General features: G+C 71.0%; 20 protein-coding genes. 17 read left to right on the top strand and 3 right to left on the bottom strand.

Annotation, left to right across the window (positions count from 1 at the left end; all coding sequences use genetic code 11):
• The first annotated feature begins 5 nt into the window (after positions 1–5).
• From HQQ88_RS06775 to HQQ88_RS06745, 7 genes are all read left to right on the top strand, one after another.
• Positions 6–884 (top strand): aminoglycoside phosphotransferase family protein, encoded by an 879-nt coding sequence (locus tag HQQ88_RS06775; RefSeq protein ID WP_173168999.1) that lies wholly within the window; start codon positions 6–8, stop codon positions 882–884.
• Between the two features lie 58 nt (positions 885–942).
• Entirely contained in the window at positions 943–1,554 is a 612-nt protein-coding gene (locus HQQ88_RS06770) for a hypothetical protein (RefSeq protein WP_132099178.1), read from the top strand.
• Positions 1,551–2,255, top strand: a complete 705-nt coding sequence (locus HQQ88_RS06765) for a DinB family protein (protein ID WP_173168998.1) — start codon at positions 1,551–1,553, stop codon at positions 2,253–2,255. Before HQQ88_RS06770 ends, HQQ88_RS06765 begins: the two co-directional genes overlap by 4 nt.
• Positions 2,256–2,463: 208 nt before the next feature.
• A complete protein-coding gene (locus tag HQQ88_RS06760; RefSeq protein WP_111083581.1) occupies positions 2,464–3,111 on the top strand; it encodes an ABC transporter permease in 648 nt (215 codons plus the stop codon).
• Positions 3,098–4,375: an ABC transporter ATP-binding protein gene (locus HQQ88_RS06755; RefSeq protein ID WP_123339391.1), complete on the top strand. Its 1,278-nt coding sequence runs from the start codon at positions 3,098–3,100 to the stop codon at positions 4,373–4,375. The genes HQQ88_RS06760 and HQQ88_RS06755 overlap by 14 nt, the downstream gene beginning before the upstream one ends.
• A complete protein-coding gene (locus HQQ88_RS06750; RefSeq protein ID WP_173168997.1) occupies positions 4,372–5,133 on the top strand; it encodes an ABC transporter permease in 762 nt (253 codons plus the stop codon). The genes HQQ88_RS06755 and HQQ88_RS06750 overlap by 4 nt, the downstream gene beginning before the upstream one ends.
• On the top strand, positions 5,130–6,140 hold the full coding sequence (locus HQQ88_RS06745; protein WP_173168996.1) for a glycine betaine ABC transporter substrate-binding protein: 1,011 nt from the start codon (positions 5,130–5,132) through the stop codon (positions 6,138–6,140). Before HQQ88_RS06750 ends, HQQ88_RS06745 begins: the two co-directional genes overlap by 4 nt.
• Positions 6,141–6,221: 81 nt before the next feature.
• Here HQQ88_RS06745 and HQQ88_RS06740 read toward each other — a convergent pair whose 3' ends face one another.
• Positions 6,222–6,851 (bottom strand): TetR/AcrR family transcriptional regulator, encoded by a 630-nt coding sequence (locus HQQ88_RS06740; protein WP_173168995.1) that lies wholly within the window; start codon positions 6,849–6,851, stop codon positions 6,222–6,224.
• 80 nt (positions 6,852–6,931) lie between these two features.
• Between HQQ88_RS06740 and HQQ88_RS06735 the strand changes: the two genes are divergently transcribed.
• From HQQ88_RS06735 to HQQ88_RS06725, 3 genes are read left to right on the top strand one after another with little or no spacing between them, the layout of a single operon-like run.
• Positions 6,932–7,678, top strand: coding sequence for an ABC transporter ATP-binding protein (locus HQQ88_RS06735; protein ID WP_111083576.1), 747 nt, complete (start codon positions 6,932–6,934; stop codon positions 7,676–7,678).
• Entirely contained in the window at positions 7,675–8,952 is a 1,278-nt protein-coding gene (locus HQQ88_RS06730) for an ABC transporter permease (RefSeq protein ID WP_173168994.1), read from the top strand. Before HQQ88_RS06735 ends, HQQ88_RS06730 begins: the two co-directional genes overlap by 4 nt.
• 26 nt (positions 8,953–8,978) lie before the next feature.
• The gene (locus tag HQQ88_RS06725) at positions 8,979–9,506 is read left to right on the top strand and encodes a GNAT family N-acetyltransferase (protein WP_123293021.1); all 528 of its coding nucleotides are present in this window, start codon (positions 8,979–8,981) and stop codon (positions 9,504–9,506) included.
• A gap of 44 nt (positions 9,507–9,550) precedes the next feature.
• On the opposite strand, the gene HQQ88_RS06720 is transcribed toward HQQ88_RS06725, so the two are convergent.
• A complete protein-coding gene (locus HQQ88_RS06720) occupies positions 9,551–9,826 on the bottom strand; it encodes a hypothetical protein (RefSeq protein ID WP_123671362.1) in 276 nt (91 codons plus the stop codon).
• Between the two features lie 102 nt (positions 9,827–9,928).
• On the opposite strand from HQQ88_RS06720, the gene HQQ88_RS06715 reads away from it, so the two are divergent.
• From HQQ88_RS06715 to HQQ88_RS06700, 4 genes are all read left to right on the top strand, one after another.
• Positions 9,929–10,597, top strand: a complete 669-nt coding sequence (locus tag HQQ88_RS06715) for a hypothetical protein (RefSeq protein WP_111083572.1) — start codon at positions 9,929–9,931, stop codon at positions 10,595–10,597.
• A 121-nt stretch (positions 10,598–10,718) separates the two neighbouring features.
• Entirely contained in the window at positions 10,719–11,411 is a 693-nt protein-coding gene (locus tag HQQ88_RS06710) for a hypothetical protein (protein WP_134194457.1), read from the top strand.
• A 39-nt stretch (positions 11,412–11,450) separates the two neighbouring features.
• Positions 11,451–12,896, top strand: coding sequence for an NAD(P)/FAD-dependent oxidoreductase (locus HQQ88_RS06705; RefSeq protein ID WP_173168993.1), 1,446 nt, complete (start codon positions 11,451–11,453; stop codon positions 12,894–12,896).
• A gap of 5 nt (positions 12,897–12,901) precedes the next feature.
• Positions 12,902–13,345, top strand: a complete 444-nt coding sequence (locus HQQ88_RS06700) for an SRPBCC family protein (RefSeq protein WP_173168992.1) — start codon at positions 12,902–12,904, stop codon at positions 13,343–13,345.
• A gap of 77 nt (positions 13,346–13,422) precedes the next feature.
• Here HQQ88_RS06700 and HQQ88_RS06695 read toward each other — a convergent pair whose 3' ends face one another.
• Entirely contained in the window at positions 13,423–14,241 is an 819-nt protein-coding gene (locus HQQ88_RS06695; protein WP_173168991.1) for a shikimate 5-dehydrogenase, read from the bottom strand.
• 78 nt (positions 14,242–14,319) lie between these two features.
• On the opposite strand from HQQ88_RS06695, the gene HQQ88_RS06690 reads away from it, so the two are divergent.
• The 3 genes from HQQ88_RS06690 (at position 14,320) to HQQ88_RS06680 (ending at position 17,116) form a co-directional block, all read left to right on the top strand.
• Positions 14,320–15,258 (top strand): NADP-dependent oxidoreductase, encoded by a 939-nt coding sequence (locus HQQ88_RS06690; protein WP_254066936.1) that lies wholly within the window; start codon positions 14,320–14,322, stop codon positions 15,256–15,258.
• A 100-nt stretch (positions 15,259–15,358) separates the two neighbouring features.
• Positions 15,359–15,553, top strand: a complete 195-nt coding sequence (locus HQQ88_RS06685; protein ID WP_111083567.1) for a PspC domain-containing protein — start codon at positions 15,359–15,361, stop codon at positions 15,551–15,553.
• A gap of 153 nt (positions 15,554–15,706) precedes the next feature.
• On the top strand, positions 15,707–17,116 hold the full coding sequence (locus HQQ88_RS06680) for an L-serine ammonia-lyase (RefSeq protein ID WP_173168990.1): 1,410 nt from the start codon (positions 15,707–15,709) through the stop codon (positions 17,114–17,116).
• Positions 17,117–17,119: the final 3 nt, after the last annotated feature.

The raw sequence follows: 17,119 nt of genomic DNA, 5'->3' as shown, positions 1-17,119 counted from the left end.
GGCCGGTGCCCACACCACCGGCCGAGGTCGACGTCGACGTCCCGCTCGTCCGGGCGCTGCTCCACGACCAGCACCCCGACCTGGCGGACCTGCCGCTCGTGGTGGTCGCCAACGGCTGGGACAACGTCATCGTGCGGCTCGGCGACGAGTACGCCGTGCGCCTGCCGCGGCGGGAGCTCGCAGCACGCCTGGTCGAGCACGAGCAGCGGTGGCTGCCGGAGATCGCCGCCCGCGTCGCACCGGTGGTCCCGGTGCCGGCTCCGGTGCGCGTGGGCCGTCCTGCGCTCGGGTACCCCTGGTCGTGGAGCGTCGTCCCGTGGCTCCCGGGAGCACCCGTCGGTGAGCGTGCTGCCGGTGTCCGGGTCGCCGAGGCCCTCGCGGAGTTCGTGCGACTGCTGCACGTGCCGGCTCCGGCGGATGCTCCGGCGAACCCGTTCCGTGCGGTGCCGCTGGCGACGCGCAGCGACGCCGTCCTGACGCGACTCGCCACGCAGGACGTGCCCCGGGCCGTGGAGCTGGCAGCGGTCTGGCGGACCGCGGCGGCGCTGCCGACGCACACCGGGCCTCCCGTCTGGGTGCACGGCGACCTGCACCCGTTCAACCTGCTCGTGGACCGCATGCCGGACGGCGACGAACGCCTGTCGGCGGTCGTCGACTTCGGCGACGTGACCTCGGGGGACCCCGCCGTCGACCTCGCCACCGCCTGGCTGACGCTCGACCGGGAGGCCCGCCACGCGTTCCGGACGCTGGTCGCCGCTCCGGACGTCACCTGGGGACGCGCGCGCGGGTGGGCGATCGCGCTCGCCTCCGCGCTCGCGACGTCCGACGAACGCGCCTTCCGGAGCGTCGCGCGGCGCAGCATCGACGCGGTGCTGGACGGCTGAGACCCCGCGGGGCTATCGTGACCGCACCATCCGTGCACAGCCGATCGGAGGGGCCCTCATGACCCTCGAGTTCCGCGTCCAGCACGACGTCGCCACCGACGCCTCTCCCGCCCCCACCCGATCCGAGCGAACCGGCCTCCGCGGGTTCCTCGACCGCCTCGCCGATCGCCGCGCCGCCGCACGCGTCCGACGGGTCGAAGCCCGGCTGCAGGAACTCGGCGAGCTCGAGCACCTGCTGTCCGACGCGCGTGGCGTCGTCGAACGCGGCTGGATCCAGCACGCCTGGTTCGCGTACCTCGACGAGCACGGCCGGATGCGGAAGGCCACGAGTGCCGCCGCGATGGACGTGCAGGGGCGGCCCCTCGTCGCCGCCTGCCTGGTCGGCGCGGTCGTCTCGGCCGCCGGTGGGCCGCACGCCGTGCACTCGCCGCGGGTCCAGCACTCGCTCGACCTGGTCTGGCACGCGCTCGCCGTGGACGAAGGTGCGCCGGTGCTCTGGTGTCCGGCACCCGACGTCCGGATGGGCCGCGTACGTGACCTGACGAGCTGGAACGACGCCCCCGCGCGCACCTCGGCCGAGGTGGCCGGACTGCTGCTCACCGCGGAGCGTGTGGCCGTGCAGGAATCGGCACGCCTGCAGGACGTCGTGGTGGCACGATCGAGGGCATGAGCAGCACCGACGCCGTCCCCGAGGTCCACCCCGCGACGACCACCGGTCTCGCGTCCAGCGGGAACTCGGTCCTGTCGGACGAGGGCGCGTCGTCGGACACCGATCCCCTGGCCTCGGCCGCTGCGGTGAAGCGGACGCTGCACCGGTACCTGCAGAAGCACCGCGCCGCGCTGCTCGGCAAGCTCGACGGCCTGGCCGAACGGCAGGCCCGCTGGCCGGTGACCCCGACCGGTACGAACGTGCTCGGACTGGTGAAGCACGTCGCCGGTGTGCAGGCCGGGTACTTCGGCGAGGTCTTCGGCCGGCCGCTGCCCGACGCGCCCGCCTGGCTCGAGTCGGAGGACGGCGAGGACATGTACGCGACGCTCGACGAGACCCTGGACGACGTCGTGGCCTTCCACCACCGCAGTGCTGCGCACGCCGACGCGACCATCGAAGCGCTCGACCTCGACGCCCGCGGCACCGTCCCCTGGTGGCCGGAGGAGCACCGCGAGGTCACGCTCCACCGCATCCTGGTGCACATGGCGTACGAGACGGCCCGGCACGCGGGGCACGCCGACATCGTGCGCGAGATGCTCGACGGACTGGCGGGCGACGGGGACGGCAACCTGGCCGACAGGAGCCCGGAAGAGTGGGTCCTCTGGCGCGAGCAGCTCGTCGACATCGCCGAGCGGTCCGGCCTGCGGGGCCTGGCCATGTAGCCGATGGCCCCTCACGATCGTTACCGTTCTCTCAGGCTCGACAGTCGAACTGGTCGCTGACCAGGGGTTCTCGCTCGGCTGTCTGCACAGGAATCGATCACTTCCGCTGCGCTGCGTCGTACGACCGGTCCGTGCCCTGCGTAGCTTTGGCGCAGCTTGTGCCCCGACCCGTGGGCAGTTCGGCCGACCGGAAGGGGAGCGCCCACCCGTGTTCCAGTACGTCGTGGAGCGATGGAGCCAGATCTGGTTCTCGTCGTGGCAACACTTCTCACTGGTGGTCCAGTGCACGGTGCTCGCCACGGTCATCGCCGTGGTGCTCGCCACACTCGTCTACCGCAGTCCCCGCCTGACCTCCGTCGCGAACGGGGTGTCCGCCATCGGCCTCACCCTGCCGTCCTTCGCGGTCATCGGCCTGCTCATCGTCCCGCTCGGCTTCGGCGTGCTGCCGTCCGTCGTGACGGTCGTCTTCTTCGCCGCCCTGCCCATCCTGCGCAACGCGGTCGTCGGCCTCGCCGAGATCCCGCCGAGCGTGGTCGAGTCCGCGCGCGGCATCGGCATGAGCCGGTTCCGGACCCTCGTGCAGGTCGAACTGCCGATGGCCTGGCCGATCATCCTGAGCGGCGTCCGCGTGTCCGCCCAGATGGTGATGGGCATCGCAGCCATCGCCGCGTACGCCCTCGGCCCCGGGCTCGGCGGCTTCATCTTCTCCGGACTCTCGCGCCTCGGCGGCGCGAACGCCCTGTACTCCGTGGTCGTCGGGGTGGTCGGCGTCGTCCTGCTCGCCCTCGTCCTCGACCTGCTCCTCCTCGGCCTCGGCCGCCTGACCATCTCGAGAGGTATCCGTGTCCAGCACTGACTCCGCCACCACCACCGCGCCCGACGGGGACGTCACCGGCCGCAGCATCCTGCTCGACGAGGTCACCAAGCGGTACCCCGGACAGTCGAAGCCCGCCGTCGACGGCATCACCCTCGAGATCCCGGCCGGCAAGATCGTCATGCTCGTCGGCCCGTCCGGCTGCGGCAAGACGACGACCCTCAAGATGATCAACCGCCTGATCGAGCCCACCGAGGGCCGCATCGTCGTCGGTGACGACGACGTGACCGGCATCGACGCCGACGAGCTCCGCCGCCGGATGGGCTACGTGATCCAGGCCGGCGGGCTCTTCCCGCACATGACCGTCGCGGCGAACATCGCGATCGTGCCGAAGATGCTCGGCTGGTCGAAGGAGAAGATCGCGGCGCGCGTCGACGAGCTGCTCGACCTCGTCTCGCTCGACCCCGCCACCTACCGCGACCGCTACCCCCGCGAACTCTCCGGCGGGCAGCAGCAGCGCGTCGGCGTCGCCCGGGCGCTCGCCGCGGACCCGCCCGTCCTGCTGATGGACGAGCCGTTCGGTGCGGTCGACCCGATCACCCGGCAGCGCCTGCAGGACGAGCTCCTGCGGATCCAGGAAGAGCTGCACAAGACGATCGTCATCGTCAGCCACGACTTCGACGAGGCCGTGAAGCTCGGCGACTGGATCGTCATCTTCACCGAGGGCGCCCACATCGTGCAGTACGACACCCCGGAGCGGATCCTGGCGGAGCCGGCGAACGAGTTCGTCGAGAACTTCATCGGCTCGGGCGCCGGGCTGAAGCAGCTCACCCTGAACCGCGTCCGCGACGTCGAGGTCGTCTCCGCGGTGACCTGCTCCCCCGGCGAAGAGGCGAAGGCCGTCCTGCAGCGCATGCAGGAGGCCGGAGGCCACGGGCACGCCGTCGTGGTCGACCGTCGGCAGCGGCCGATCGGCTGGCCGTCCCGCCGACAGCTCGAGCGCCTGGACCGGATCCCGGACGGCGTCGACCCGGAGCTGCCCATCGTGGGCGAGGCCTCGACGCTCAACGACGCCCTCGACACCATGCTCGTCTCGAGCGCCGGGGCCGCACTGGTCACCGGCCGTGGCGAGGCGTTCCGCGGTGTCATCACGGTCGAGGTCGTCATGGAGGCCATCACCCGGTCGCGTGCAGCGGCCGCCGACGACCGCGCGTACACGCCGGTCGGCACGAACACCAACCAGATCGAGACGCTGCCGTCCTCGCCGGCCGCGCCCGTGATCGCGCCCTCGGGGGAAGACCTGTGAGTGCTGTCACCGCCGGACCCGCCACCGGCGCCAGCACGTCCTGGAAGGGCCTGCTGTTCCAGCCGATCGCGATCCTCGTCGTGCTCGCCGGGTTCGCGATCTGGCTCGCCATGGCGGACCTGACCCCGACCGAGCGCACGACGCTCAACCCGGCGGACATCCTGGCGCTCACCGGCCAGCACCTGGTGCTCACGCTGCAGTCGACGGTGCTGGTGCTCGTGATCGGCATCCCGCTCGGCATCGTGCTCACGCGCGGACCGCTGCGTCGGGCGAGCCCGTACGTGCTCGCCGTCGCGAACTTCGGGCAGGCGGCCCCCGCTGTCGGCCTGATCGTGCTGCTCGCCGCGTGGCTCGGCCTGAACAGCTGGTCCGCCGTGGTCGCGCTCGTGCTCTACGCGATCCTGCCGGTTCTCCGGAACACCATGATCGGCGTGCAGAGCGTCGACTCGCGGCTCGTCGAGGCCGGCCGTGGCATGGGCATGAGCGCGTTCAGCGTGCTGATGCGCGTCGAGCTGCCCCTCGCGGTGCCGGTCATGCTGTCCGGCATCCGGACGGCGCTCGTGCTGCTCGTCGGCACCGCGAGCCTGGCGACCTTCGTCGGCGCTGGTGGCCTCGGGCTCCTCATCACGACCGGCGTGACGCTCTTCCTGCCGAAGGTGCTCGTCGCCGGTGCGCTGCTCGTGGCGCTCCTCGCCCTCTCCATCGACTGGCTCGGCCGCGTGGTCGAGACCGTCGCACGTCCGAAGGGACTCCGATGAACCGCCGTACCCGCCGCCTCCGCCGCGGGGCCGCCGTCGCCCTCGCCGGCACCACCGCGCTCGTCCTGGCCGGCTGCGGCCTGCAGCCCGCGACGTCCTTCGTCCCCGAGGCCGGCCCCGGCACCATCGAGCGCATCGACGACCTGCCGGACGGCGCCCACATCACCGTGACGTCGAAGAACTTCACCGAGCAGCTCGTGCTCGGCAAGATCGCCGTGCTCGCCGCGAAGGCCGCCGGGTTCGACGTCACCGACGAGACCAACGTGCCGGGGAGCGTCGCCGTCCGCGAGTTGATGACGTCGCACGGTGCGGACTTCACGTACGAGTACACCGGCACCGCCTGGCTGACCTTCATGGGCCACGCCGAGGGGATCCCGGACAAGACCGAGCAGTGGGAAGCGGTCAAGAAGGAAGACGCCGGCAACGGGCTCACGTGGCTGAACCCGGCGCCGATGAACAACACCTACGCGTTCGCGGTCCGGGATGAAGCGGTCAAGGAACTCGACGACGTCAAGACCCTGTCCGACATCGCGAAGCTGCCCGTCGACGAGCGCACCTTCTGCGTGGAGTCGGAGTTCAACTCGCGCGCCGACGGGTTCAAGCCGATGCTCAAGAAGTACGGCTTGGAGCTCGGCGGCTCGGGGGAGAACGGGATCCCGAGCGACAACGTCAGCATCCTCGACACCGGCACGGTCTACACGGCCACCGACCGAGGCAAGTGCAACTTCGGCGAGGTCTTCACCACCGACGGCCGCATCAAGTCACTCGGCCTGACCGTGCTCGAGGACGACAAGGGCTTCTTCCCGGCGTACAACGTCGCGCCGGTGCTCGACTCGGCCACGCTCAAGGAGTACCCGCAGCTCGCCGACGTCTACGACCAGATCTCGCCGAAGCTCACCGATGCGGTGCTGCAGGAGCTGAACCGTCAGGTCGACGTCGAGGGGCGCGAGCCGGCCGACGTCGCGTTCGACTGGATGGTGAAGGAGGGCTTCATCACGAAGCCGTGACGGCTCTCGACGCATCCACGTCACGGACGGGAGGCCCGGTGCCAGCTGGCACCCGGCCTCCCGTCCGTCCGCGGTCGCGTCTCAGGCCGCAGCGATGCGCGCAGCCGTGTCGCGGATCGACGCGACGACGCGGGCGCGGACCTCTTCCGGGTCGGAACCCTCGTGCCGCGCCGAACTCCGCAGCCCGGTCATGCACATGCCGAGCAGCATCTCGGCGGCCTGCGGGGTCGCGGCGTCCGGCCCCCAGGCCGGATCACGCTCGAGGATCGTGCGCACCGCACCCGTCATCGCCTCGGCCACGGTCGTCATCCGGCTGACCTGACGGCGCATGAGCTGCGGGAAGCGCACGATGACCTCCTTCCGGGCGAGCCGCTCGTGCTCGTCGCCGAACGACGAGCCGAACACCAGGAACGCCAGGTCGACCACGGCCTGCGCAGCCGGCTCCCCCGCGACGGTCTCGAGGTGCGCTGCCAGGGTCTCGGCGTCCAGGTCGAGTTCGGTGTGCCCGAGGACCGCGTCCTCCTTGCTCTCGAAGTAGTTGAAGAACGTGCGCGGTGACACCTCGGCGCGTGCGGCGATCTGTTCGATCGTCGTGTGGTCGATGTCCTGCTCGAGCGCGAGGGACCGAGCCGCGTCCGCGATGCGGTGGCGTGTCTCGATGCGCTTGCGGTCGCGCAGACCCATCTCGGTGGCGGGCGCGGTGTCGGGCATGGCCCGACTGTAACCGGAACGTCACATGATCTACAGCAAACGCAAACTTGCAGTCGTGCAGCGGACACTACGGTGGGGCCATGACCACTCCCGTGCTCGAGGCCCGTGACCTCGCCAGGACCTACGGCCGAGGCCCGACGCGGTTCGACGCGCTCAAGGGGGTGTCACTCCAGGTGCACCAGGGCGAGAGCCTGGCGATCGTCGGCAAGTCCGGTTCGGGCAAGTCGACGCTCATGCACCTGCTCGCACTGCTCGACAAGCCGTCGACCGGGCAGGTCCTGCTCGACGGGACCGATGCGGCGACCCTCGGCGCGCGGCAGGTGAACCGCACGCGCAACAGCACCTTCGGGTTCGTGTTCCAGCAGTTCTTCCTGACCCCCAAGACCTCGGTCCTCGACAACGTCGTGCTGCCGCTCAAGATCGCGGGCGTCTCCGGAGCCGAGCGGAAGCGACGCGGCATGGCGGCGCTCGACTCCCTCGGTCTGGCCGACAAGGCGAAGAACGACGCCAACGACCTGTCCGGCGGGCAGAAGCAGCGCGTGGTCATCGCACGCGCGCTGGTCGGTGAGCCGAGCGTCATCTTCGCCGACGAGCCGACCGGCAACCTCGACACGAACACCGGGCAGGTGGTCGAGGACATGCTCTTCGGCCTGCAGCGCGAACGCGGGATCACGCTCGTCGTGGTCACCCACGACGAAGAACTCGCCGCCCGCTGCGACCGCAGCGTGAACGTCCGCGACGGACTCATCGTCGGTGGATCGGACGGCACCCCCACCGCCGGTGCCGCGGTCGACCAGCAGGCCACGCACGGAAGGCACTCCGCATGAACTTCCTCGACCTGCTCCGCACCGCGGTCTCGAACACCTTCCGGTCGAAGCTGCGCACGACCCTGACCGTCATCGCGATCTTCATCGGCGCCTTCACGATCACGCTGACCTCGGCGATCGGTACGGGGGTCAGCAACTACATCGACACCCAGGTCTCGTCGATCGGTGACACCGGTTCCCTGACCATCACGAAGGCCGTCGACACCACGTCGACCGACAGCGGGCCGGCGGAGTACGACCCCGACGAGTCCGGCCAGAGCGTCGACCGCGGTCCGGCGTCGTTCTCGTACCTGTCGCAGTCCGACGTCGACGACATCCGCGCGATCGACGGCATCAAGAGCATCCGTCCGGCGGTCGCCCTGGCGCCGAAGTACGCCGAGCACGGCGACGACGGCAAGTACGTCGTCTCCCTGACCGCCAACGCGGGGGAACTCGACGCCGACCTGGCGAGCGGGAATCAGCTCGACGACGACACCGACGCGAACCAGGTGATCCTGCCGACGAACTACCTGGAGAACCTCGGACTCGGCAGCGCGAAGGCCGCCGTCGGCAAGGAGCTCACCTTCGCGGTGGACGACTACCAGGGCAAGGAGCACACCCTCACCGCGACGGTGGTCGGTGTGCAGAACGAGTCGCTGTTCGGGGGCGGAGCCGGTGCGAACGCCGCGCTCACCGACGCGATGCAGGCCGCGCAGGAGATCGGCAAGCCGGACTCGATCGCGACCTCGTACGCCAGCGCCACCGCGACGCTCGACTCCGGGACCTCCGCGACCACGGTCAAGAAGGCGCTGTCGGACGACGGGTTCCTCGGGCAGACCACCCAGGACCAGCTCGGCCAGTTCCAGACCGTCATCAGCGGCATCGTCGGGGTCTTGAACGCCTTCGCCGTCATCGCCCTGGTGGCTGCGGGCTTCGGCATCATCAACACGCTGCTGATGAGCGTGCAGGAGCGCACCCGCGAGATCGGCCTGATGAAGGCGATGGGCATGGGCGGCGGCAAGGTCTACACGCTGTTCTCGCTCGAGGCGGTCTTCATCGGGTTCCTCGGCAGCGCGATCGGAGCCGGTGTCGCGATCCTGCTGGGGACGGGCATCTCGAACGTGCTCGCGGGCACGGTGCTCAAGGACCTGCCGGGCCTGCAGATCATGCAGTTCGCGCCGAGTTCGGTGGCGACGATCATCCTCGTCGTGATGTTCATCGCGTTCCTCGCCGGCACGCTCCCCGCGCGCCGCGCCGCACGGCAGAACCCGATCGAGGCGCTCCGGTACGAGTAGGGCCCGGCGTGCATAGTCTCTGACGGGTGGCGGCATTCGGGCGGGACCTCGGGGACGGGTACACGCTCACGCTGCGCGACCTGACGACGGTCGACCCGGTGCTGGAACTCGTGCGCGCGAACCTCGACCGGCTCCGGGCGGCCGAACCGTGGGCGTGGGATCCGCAGGACCGCGAGACCATCGGACTGCACACCGAACGGCTGCTCGGCCAGTTCGCGATGGACCGCGCGCTCCCCTGCGTCATCCGTTCCGACGACCGCATCGTCGGGGTCGCGTCGCTGACCTTCGACCCGTACCTGGGCCAGGCGTCACTCGGCTACTGGGTGGACGCCGGACACGAGGGCCGCGGTGTCGCGGGGCGAGCCGCTGGGGTCCTGGTCGAGGTCGCGCGGGCGCGCGGCACCGCACGGCTCGAGATCCGGACCGGCGTCGACAACGTCCGCAGCCGCGCGCTCGCCGAACGGCTCGGGTTCGCCCTCGAGGGGACCCTGCGGGGCGCGCTGCCGCTCGGGCCCGTCCGCGCCGACGTCGCCGTCTACGGCCTGCTGCTCTAGGCGCGTCTCCCCCGCCGACGTGCGCGCGCTTCGGGAACTGTGCGTCAGGAGCTGTGAGTCGCGCCCTGCCAGACCGCGAACACACCGCCGACGACCGCCAGCACGAGCAGCAGGATCCAGACGGCGAGCGCGATGAGGTTCAGGAAGATCCCCCAGCCCGCGCGACCACGGGCGAGCGGTTCCCGGCTGCGCGACGCGACGCCCAGGCACAGCCCGACTATCGGCGCGACGAACGTCCAACCGGCGAGCAGCGAGCAGATCCCGAGGACGAGGCTCGCGGTGCCGAGACCGGTGCGGGGGGACTCCGTGTACGTGACCATGCACCCGACGCTACGGAACCACTCGTGGCGTGTCGTCCCTCCAGGGCGTGATCCGGGTCCACCTGCCGACGGATGGTCACCGGACGCCGGTATCGTCGGAGCATGGCCTTGTTCGGACGACGCAACCACGACGTGCGCGATCGACCCATCAGCCAGGTCGAACTGAAGCGGGCCGTCGACGAGGGGTTCCTCATCGCGAAGGCCGCGGTCACGATCGCGGTCGGCAACCGGATCATCACGAACGCGCTGCGCGACCAGGGGTACTTCGACCACGCACTGATCGCCGAGGCCGCGCGCGAGGAGCTCCACCGCATGGCCGAGGAGCAGCGGGGCGACGCCGCGCGCATGCGGGAGATCCGGTCGACGTCGAGCAAGTCGAAGGGCCGTTCACGGCACCAGCACGACTACCGCCGGGGTGACGACCTCAAGCTGCGCACGCGCGAGGCGACGTACGAGCAACTCGCGACGATGCTCGACAAGCGCCGTGACGACCAGCACTTCGTCGACGGCATCGTGCTCGCCGCCCGCGCCCGAGCCTGGGACGACATCGGCACCACGGTGGTCGGGCGTCTCGGATGGGCCCAGCGTCCGGCCGACGACTACGAGATCGGCCGCGACGACCGTCTGCAGCAGATGCTCGACGAGGACTTCGCGACGTTGCTGGCCGAGCACCCCGTGGGCTCGACCCCGGTCGACGCCGACGAACCCGACGACGCCGACGGCGACGAGGACGGCTCCGACCCTGCTGACCCCGACGTCGCTCGCCCCTGAAGCGGTACTTGAGATATCACCCGGGCATCGCTAGGCTGATCGGGTAACGCCCCAGGACCATTCGGCACCGCCGGACTCCTGGGGCGATTGCTGTTCCAGAGGGCGGTTCGGGGGGAGCGCGATGATCGATCCAGCCACGTTGCCGGAGTTGCCGCGTCTGCTCAGCGCGCCGCGGTTCGACCGGTACGCGGCTCGGTACGGCGGCCGTGCCGACCTCGGATCTCGGCTGTACGCCTGGAACTGTGAGATCGCGGCGGCGTTCTGGGGGCCGGTCGGGTGCCTCGAAGTGTTCGTCCGGAACGCGCTCCACGACCAACTCCGACGATCCCGCCGGGACGACTGGTGGAACGACCCAACGGTACGGCTCCTGGAGCGAGAGCGCCGGGCGGTGACCGATGCCACCCGGACACTCGTCCGCCGTGGCGTGAGCGACCCCGAACCGGATCAGATCGTCGCGGCCACGAGCTTCGGGTTCTGGGTGGGGCTCACGGACGCTGGGGTCCCGCGAGATCCGTTGTGGAGCTACGAGACGACGCTGTGGCAACCGCGGCTCGTGCACGCCTTCCCCCGGCTGGGGCAGGTGCGCCGAAAGCAACTGCATCGTCGCCTCGATGACGTCCGCCGGTTCCGCAACCGTCTCGCGCACCACGAGCCCGTCCACGCGGCTCCGCTCGAACGGATCCGCGATGACATCGTCGCGATCGCGGGGTACGTCGACCACGATGCTGCGGCCTTCATCGCCGGAGCGCAACGGATCGACGCCGTCATCGCCCGGAAGCGGATCGCTGTCTCATCCGGAGCCTCGGTCATCTGACCGGGACCACGCGCAGACACGAGTCCCTAGGCTCGGACCATGGTTGATGCGGTGGTCGTCGGGGCCGGACCGAACGGACTCGCGGCGGCGGTGACGCTCGCCCGTGCGGGCTTGTCCGTCGAGGTGGTCGAACGGAACGACACGATCGGCGGTGGTGCCCGCACCGCCGAGCTCACCCTGCCGGGGTTCCTCCACGACGTCTGCTCGGCGGTGCACCCGATGGCGCTGCAGTCCGAGTTCTTCCGGCTGTTCCGGATGGAGGAGCGCATCGAGCTCCGTCTGCCCGAGGTGCAGTACGGGCACCCGCTCGACGGGGGGCGCGCGGGCATCGCGTACCAGGACCTCGAGCGGACGGCCGCCGAGCTCGGTGTGGACGGCCCGGCCTTCCGGAACCTGATGGGCCCGCTCGCCCGCGCTGCCGACCAGGTCGCCGACTTCGCCACCGACGCCCTCCTGCACGTGCCGCGGCACCCGCTCACGGTGCTGCGGTTCGGCCTGCGCGCACTCGAGCAGGGCAGCAGCGCCTGGAACGCCCGCTTCCGGCAGGACGCCGCCCCGGCGATGGTCTCGGGGGTCGCGGCGCACTCCATCCAGCACATGCCCTCGCTGTCGACGGCCGCCGCGGCGCTGTCGCTCGGCGCCTACGCGCACGCCCGCGGCTGGCCCGTGCCGATCGGCGGCAGTCAGGCGATCGTCGACGCGCTCGCCGACGACCTCGTCGCGCACGGCGGACGGATCGTCACCGGGCACGAGGTCCGGTCGCTCGGTGACCTCACCCCGGCGAAGGCGGTGCTCTTCGACACGAGTGTCCCCGGCATGCTGCGGATCGCCGGCTCGCAGATCCCCACGCCGAAGCGCGGTGCGCTCCGCCGGTTCCGGTTCGGCAACGCGGCCGCGAAGGTCGACTTCGCGCTGTCCGATCCGGTGCCGTGGACGAACGAGGCGCTGCGCCGGGCCGGCACGGTGCACATCGGCGGGACACGAGCCGAGATCGCCGCGGCGGAGGGCTCGGTCGCGCACGGCCAGCACGCCGAACGTCCGTACGTGCTCGGCTCGGAGCCGACCGTCGTCGACCCGACCCGGGCGCCGAAGGGCAAGCACGTCTTCTGGGCCTACGCGCACGTGCCGGCGGGGTCCGACGTCGACCAGACCGAGGCGATCACGCGCCAGGTCGAACGATTCGCGCCGGGGTTCCGCGACACGATCCTGCACACGTCGAGCCGGACGGCCGCGCACATGTCGGACCACAACCCGAACTACGTCGGCGGTGACATCGCCGCCGGTGCCGCGAGCTTCTGGCAGCTCGTGAAGCGCCCGGTGCTGTCCAGTGACCCGTGGCGGATGGGCGGCGGCATGTACCTGTGCTCCGAGTCGTCCGCGCCCGGCCCCGGCGTGCACGGCATGGCCGGTTGGCGTGCCGCGAAGAGCGCACTCCGGCACACCTTCGGGCTGCCCGACGACGTCGACCTCACCCCGGAAGGCTGATCACCATGGCGAAGAACGTCCGCATCCTGCACTGCGCTCCCGAGGACGTCTTCGACGTGCTCGGCGACGGCTGGCTCTACACGACCTGGGTGGTCGGCGCCTCGCGCATGCGGAAGCAGGAGGCCGGTTGGCCGCAGGTCGGCACGCACCTGCACCACTCGTTCGGTGCCTGGCCGCTCGTCATCGACGACGTCACGACCTCGTTGGTGTGGGATCCGCCGCACCGCATGGTGATCCAGCCGAAGGGGTGGCCGATCGGCGAGGCCCGCGTGGAGCTGACCGTGGAGCCGCACCGCAAGGGCTGCAAGGTGACGATCGTCGAGAACGCCGTCGCCGGTCCGGGGGCCTACGTCCCCGACTTCCTCATGCAGCCGCTCATCTGGGTCCGCAACCACGAGAGCCTGCGCCGGCTCGGGTGGGTGGCCGTCGGACGCGCGACGAACGCCTGAGACGTTCCCACGAGGGCGGACGGGAGGCGCGGTGCCGGCTGGCACCGCGCCTCCCGTCCGTCTTCTGGGCGCGTCGACTACTCGGCGCGCGAGAACTCGCTGGCGCGCGCCACCTGGTCGTCCGTCAGGGCGACACCCGTGTACCGCTCGAACTGGCGGGCCGCCTGCAGCGCGATGACCTCGGCTCCGGTGATGACGTGCTTGCCGGCGTCCCGTCCCGCACGGACCAGCGGGGTCTCCGACGGGAACGCGACCACGTCGAAGACCGTGTGGGCCGCCTCGATCCGGTCCTGCGCGAAGGCGAGCGCGTCCTGCTGGTCGCCCCGCATGCCGAGCGGCGTGACGTTGACCACCAGGTCGGACGCCCCGGCCTCGCGCTCCTCGGCGACCCACTCGTAGCCGTACTGCGACGCGAGCGCCGAACCGGTCTGCTCGTTGCGGGCGACGACCGTCAGGCGGTCGAAGCCGGCGCCGCGGAACGCCGCGGTCACGGCCTTCGCCATGCCGCCGGAGCCGCGGACCAGCACCCGGGACGCGGTGTCGACGTCGTACGACCCGAGCAGCGCGGCGATCGCCTCGTAGTCGGTGTTCGACGCGGTGAGCACGCCGTCGTCGTTCACGACCGTGTTCACCGACTGGATGGCGGCGGCGGACTCCTCGACGTGGTCGACGAGCGGGATGATCGCCTCCTTGAAGGGCATCGACACCGAGCAGCCGCGGATGCCGAGCGCTCGGATGCCGGCCACGGCGCCGGGCAGGTCGGTCGTGGTGAACGCCTTGTACAGGAAGTTGAGCCCGAGCTCGTCGTACAGGAAGTTGTGGAACCGGGTGCCGATGTTGCTCGGCCGGGCCGCGAGCGACATGCAGACCTGCATGTCCTTGTTGAGGATGGGCATGGGGCCAGTCTCCCACCGTCGTGCCGATGGAGCGGTCCACGCGGACCGTTCGTCATGCTCGGGGTACCGTCGGACGCGATGACTGAGATCCCGGAGACCATGCGCGCCGTCCGCTTCGACGAGTGGGGTGACCGCTCTGTGCTGCACGTCGCCGAGGTCCCCGTCCCCGAGGCCACCGCCGGTCGGGTGCTCGTCCGGGTCCGCGCCGCGGGCATCAACCCGGGCGAGTCGGCGATCCGCCAGGGGCTGCTCGACGGCGGGTCCTCCGACGCGCTGCCGTCCGGTCAGGGCACCGACTTCGCCGGCATCGTCGTGGCCGTCGGCGAGGGCGTCGACGGCGTCGACGAGGGCGAAGAGGTCCTCGGGTGGTCGTGGGACCGCGCGAGCCAGGCCGAGTACGTCTCGGTGCCGGCCGAACAGGTCGTGCAGAAGCCCCGGCTGCTCGACTGGACCGTCGCTGGCGGGCTCGACATCGTCGCCACGACCGCTGCCGCAGCCGTCCGTGCCGTCGACCCCCGACCCGGCGAGACCGTCGTCGTGTCCGGTGCCGCCGGCGGTGTCGGCGGGTTCGTCACGCAGCTGCTGACGAACGAGGGCATCGACGTGATCGCGATCGCGTCCGAGGCGAACCACGAGTGGCTCCGGTCGAAGCGTGCACGGCCCGTCGCCTACGGCGATGGCCTGCAGGAGCGCATCACCGAGCTCGCCACCAACGGCATCGACGCCGTCATCGACACCCACGGTCCGGAGTACGTGCACCTGGGGATCGCCCTGGGCGTGCCGGTCGACCGCATCGAGACGATCATCGCGTTCGAGGCTGCCGCCGAGGTCGGTGCGAAGGCCTCCGGCAGTGCGGACACGGCCGACCCGGAGATCCTCGGCGCCCTCGCGATGCAGGTGGCGAACGGCGAGGTCGAGGTGCCGATCGCGGCGACGTACCCGCTCGACCGGGTGCAGGACGCCTACGAGCAGCTGGAGCAGCGGCACACCCGCGGGAAGATCGTGCTGATCCCCTGACGGGCATCAGGCCTTCGGGGTCGTTCGGGGGTTGTCCCCACCGTGCTCCGGGGTACTGCCCGGATGCCCTGGCTCGTCGCTGGTGCGTAGCGTCGTCCCCATGAGCACACTCTCCCGTCCCCGCAACGGCCGCATCCTCGCCGGTGTCTGCGCCGGCCTCGCCGATCGCTTCGGCCTGTCCCGCACCCTCGTCCGCATCGGCTGGGTGATCCTGAGCCTGTTCCCCGGGCCGCTGTGGATCGCCTACGTCGTCCTGTGGTTCGTGGTGCCGGCGGAGGGCAACACCCGCCGCTGATCCCGGGGGCCCGAGTTTCGCGGTGAGCGACAGTTCTCGCGCTCGTGAGTCCGTGATCTGTCGCTCAGCCCGAGACTCGGCGCGGCCAGCTCGAGACCCGGTCCGTCCGGACGGGGCTGAGCCCGGTCCGTCCGGACGGGTTAGTGTGGCGGCGTGCCGGTCTCCGTCTTCGATCTGTTCAGCGTGGGTGTCGGTCCCTCGAGCTCGCACACCGTCGGGCCGATGCGGGCCGGCGCCGAGTTCGCGTCCCTGGTCGCCGGGCTGCCCGTCGCCTCCGTCGCCGTCGACCTGTACGGCTCACTGGCGTCGACGGGACAGGGCCACGGCACCCTCGGCGCCGTGGTCGCCGGCCTGATGGGGTCCCACCCCGAGACCGTCGACCCGGACGCGATGTCCGCGGCGCTCGACACCCTCGAACGCGACGGCCTGCTCCGGCTCGAGGGTGGGGCGACCGTGCCGTTCCGGCTCGCCGACATCGTGCTGCACCCCCTGACCATGCTGCCCCGGCACCCGAACGCCATGCGGCTGCGAGCCCGTGACGGAGCCGGTGCCGACCTGGCCGACGAGACGTACTACTCGATCGGCGGCGGCTTCATCGCTCGCGACAGCGACGGCGACGGCGAGGACGGCGGTGCCGTGGACGACGGTGCCGTGGTCGCGGGGGCGGCGATCCCGGTCGACGACCGTGTCCCGTACCCGTTCTCCAGCGGCGCCGAGCTGCTGGCCGCCTGCGCTGCCTCCGGTCTGCCGATCAGCGGAGTGGCGCTCGCCAACGAGTCGGTCACCCGCACCGACGCCGACGTCCGCTCCGGGCTGCTCGACATCCACGCCGTCATGGACTCGTGCGTCGACCGCTCCGTCCGCCGTGACGGATGCCTGCCCGGCGGACTCGATGTCCGGCGTCGTGCAGCCACGTGGCACGAGCAGCTCACCCGCGAGGACCCCCACCACGACCCGCTGTTCGCCATGGAGTGGGTGAACCTCGTCGCCATGGCGGTGAACGAGGAGAACGCCACCGGCGGCCGGGTCGTCACCGCACCCACCAACGGCGCCGCCGGCATCATCCCCGCGGTGCTGTACTACGCGCTCACCTACGTCCCCGCGATCACCGCTGCCGACCGGGACGACGCCGTCGTGCGATTCCTGCTCACAGCCGGCGCCGTCGGGTCGATCTACAAGGAGCGCGCATCGATCTCCGGTGCCGAGGTCGGTTGCCAGGGCGAGGTCGGCTCGGCCGCGTCGATGGCTGCCGCCGGATTCGCCGAGGTCCTCGGGGGCACCCCGGAACAGGTCGAGAACGCCGCGGAGATCGCGATGGAGCACAACCTCGGGCTCACCTGCGACCCGATCGGTGGCCTGGTGCAGATCCCGTGCATCGAGCGGAACGCGATCGCGGCGAACAAGGCGATCAACGCCGCACGGATGGCCCTGCGTGGCGACGGCGTGCACCACGTGTCGCTCGACCAGGTCGTCGAGACGATGCGGCAGACCGGGGCGGACATGTCGACGAAGTACAAGGAGACCGCGATGGGCGGGCTCGCGGTGAACGTCCCGCTCTGCTGACCA

It is taken from the genome of Curtobacterium sp. VKM Ac-2861, assembly GCF_013204965.1.
Classification (GTDB): domain Bacteria; phylum Actinomycetota; class Actinomycetes; order Actinomycetales; family Microbacteriaceae; genus Curtobacterium.
Note: the sequence above shows the minus strand (reverse complement) of the source record. Positions and strands in the feature narration are given on the sequence as shown.

Coding starts and splice junctions, on each gene's coding strand:
- HQQ88_RS06770 (WP_132099178.1), top strand. CDS start 943: ATGACCCTCGAGTTCCGCGTCCAGCACGACGTCGCCACCGACGCCTCT.
- HQQ88_RS06765 (WP_173168998.1), top strand. CDS start 1,551: ATGAGCAGCACCGACGCCGTCCCCGAGGTCCACCCCGCGACGACCACC.
- HQQ88_RS06745 (WP_173168996.1), top strand. CDS start 5,130: ATGAACCGCCGTACCCGCCGCCTCCGCCGCGGGGCCGCCGTCGCCCTC.
- HQQ88_RS06740 (WP_173168995.1), bottom strand. CDS start 6,851: ATGCCCGACACCGCGCCCGCCACCGAGATGGGTCTGCGCGACCGCAAG.
- HQQ88_RS06735 (WP_111083576.1), top strand. CDS start 6,932: ATGACCACTCCCGTGCTCGAGGCCCGTGACCTCGCCAGGACCTACGGC.
- HQQ88_RS06730 (WP_173168994.1), top strand. CDS start 7,675: ATGAACTTCCTCGACCTGCTCCGCACCGCGGTCTCGAACACCTTCCGG.
- HQQ88_RS06720 (WP_123671362.1), bottom strand. CDS start 9,826: ATGGTCACGTACACGGAGTCCCCCCGCACCGGTCTCGGCACCGCGAGC.
- HQQ88_RS06715 (WP_111083572.1), top strand. CDS start 9,929: ATGGCCTTGTTCGGACGACGCAACCACGACGTGCGCGATCGACCCATC.
- HQQ88_RS06710 (WP_134194457.1), top strand. CDS start 10,719: ATGATCGATCCAGCCACGTTGCCGGAGTTGCCGCGTCTGCTCAGCGCG.
- HQQ88_RS06705 (WP_173168993.1), top strand. CDS start 11,451: ATGGTTGATGCGGTGGTCGTCGGGGCCGGACCGAACGGACTCGCGGCG.
- HQQ88_RS06700 (WP_173168992.1), top strand. CDS start 12,902: ATGGCGAAGAACGTCCGCATCCTGCACTGCGCTCCCGAGGACGTCTTC.
- HQQ88_RS06695 (WP_173168991.1), bottom strand. CDS start 14,241: ATGCCCATCCTCAACAAGGACATGCAGGTCTGCATGTCGCTCGCGGCC.
- HQQ88_RS06690 (WP_254066936.1), top strand. CDS start 14,320: ATGACTGAGATCCCGGAGACCATGCGCGCCGTCCGCTTCGACGAGTGG.
- HQQ88_RS06685 (WP_111083567.1), top strand. CDS start 15,359: ATGAGCACACTCTCCCGTCCCCGCAACGGCCGCATCCTCGCCGGTGTC.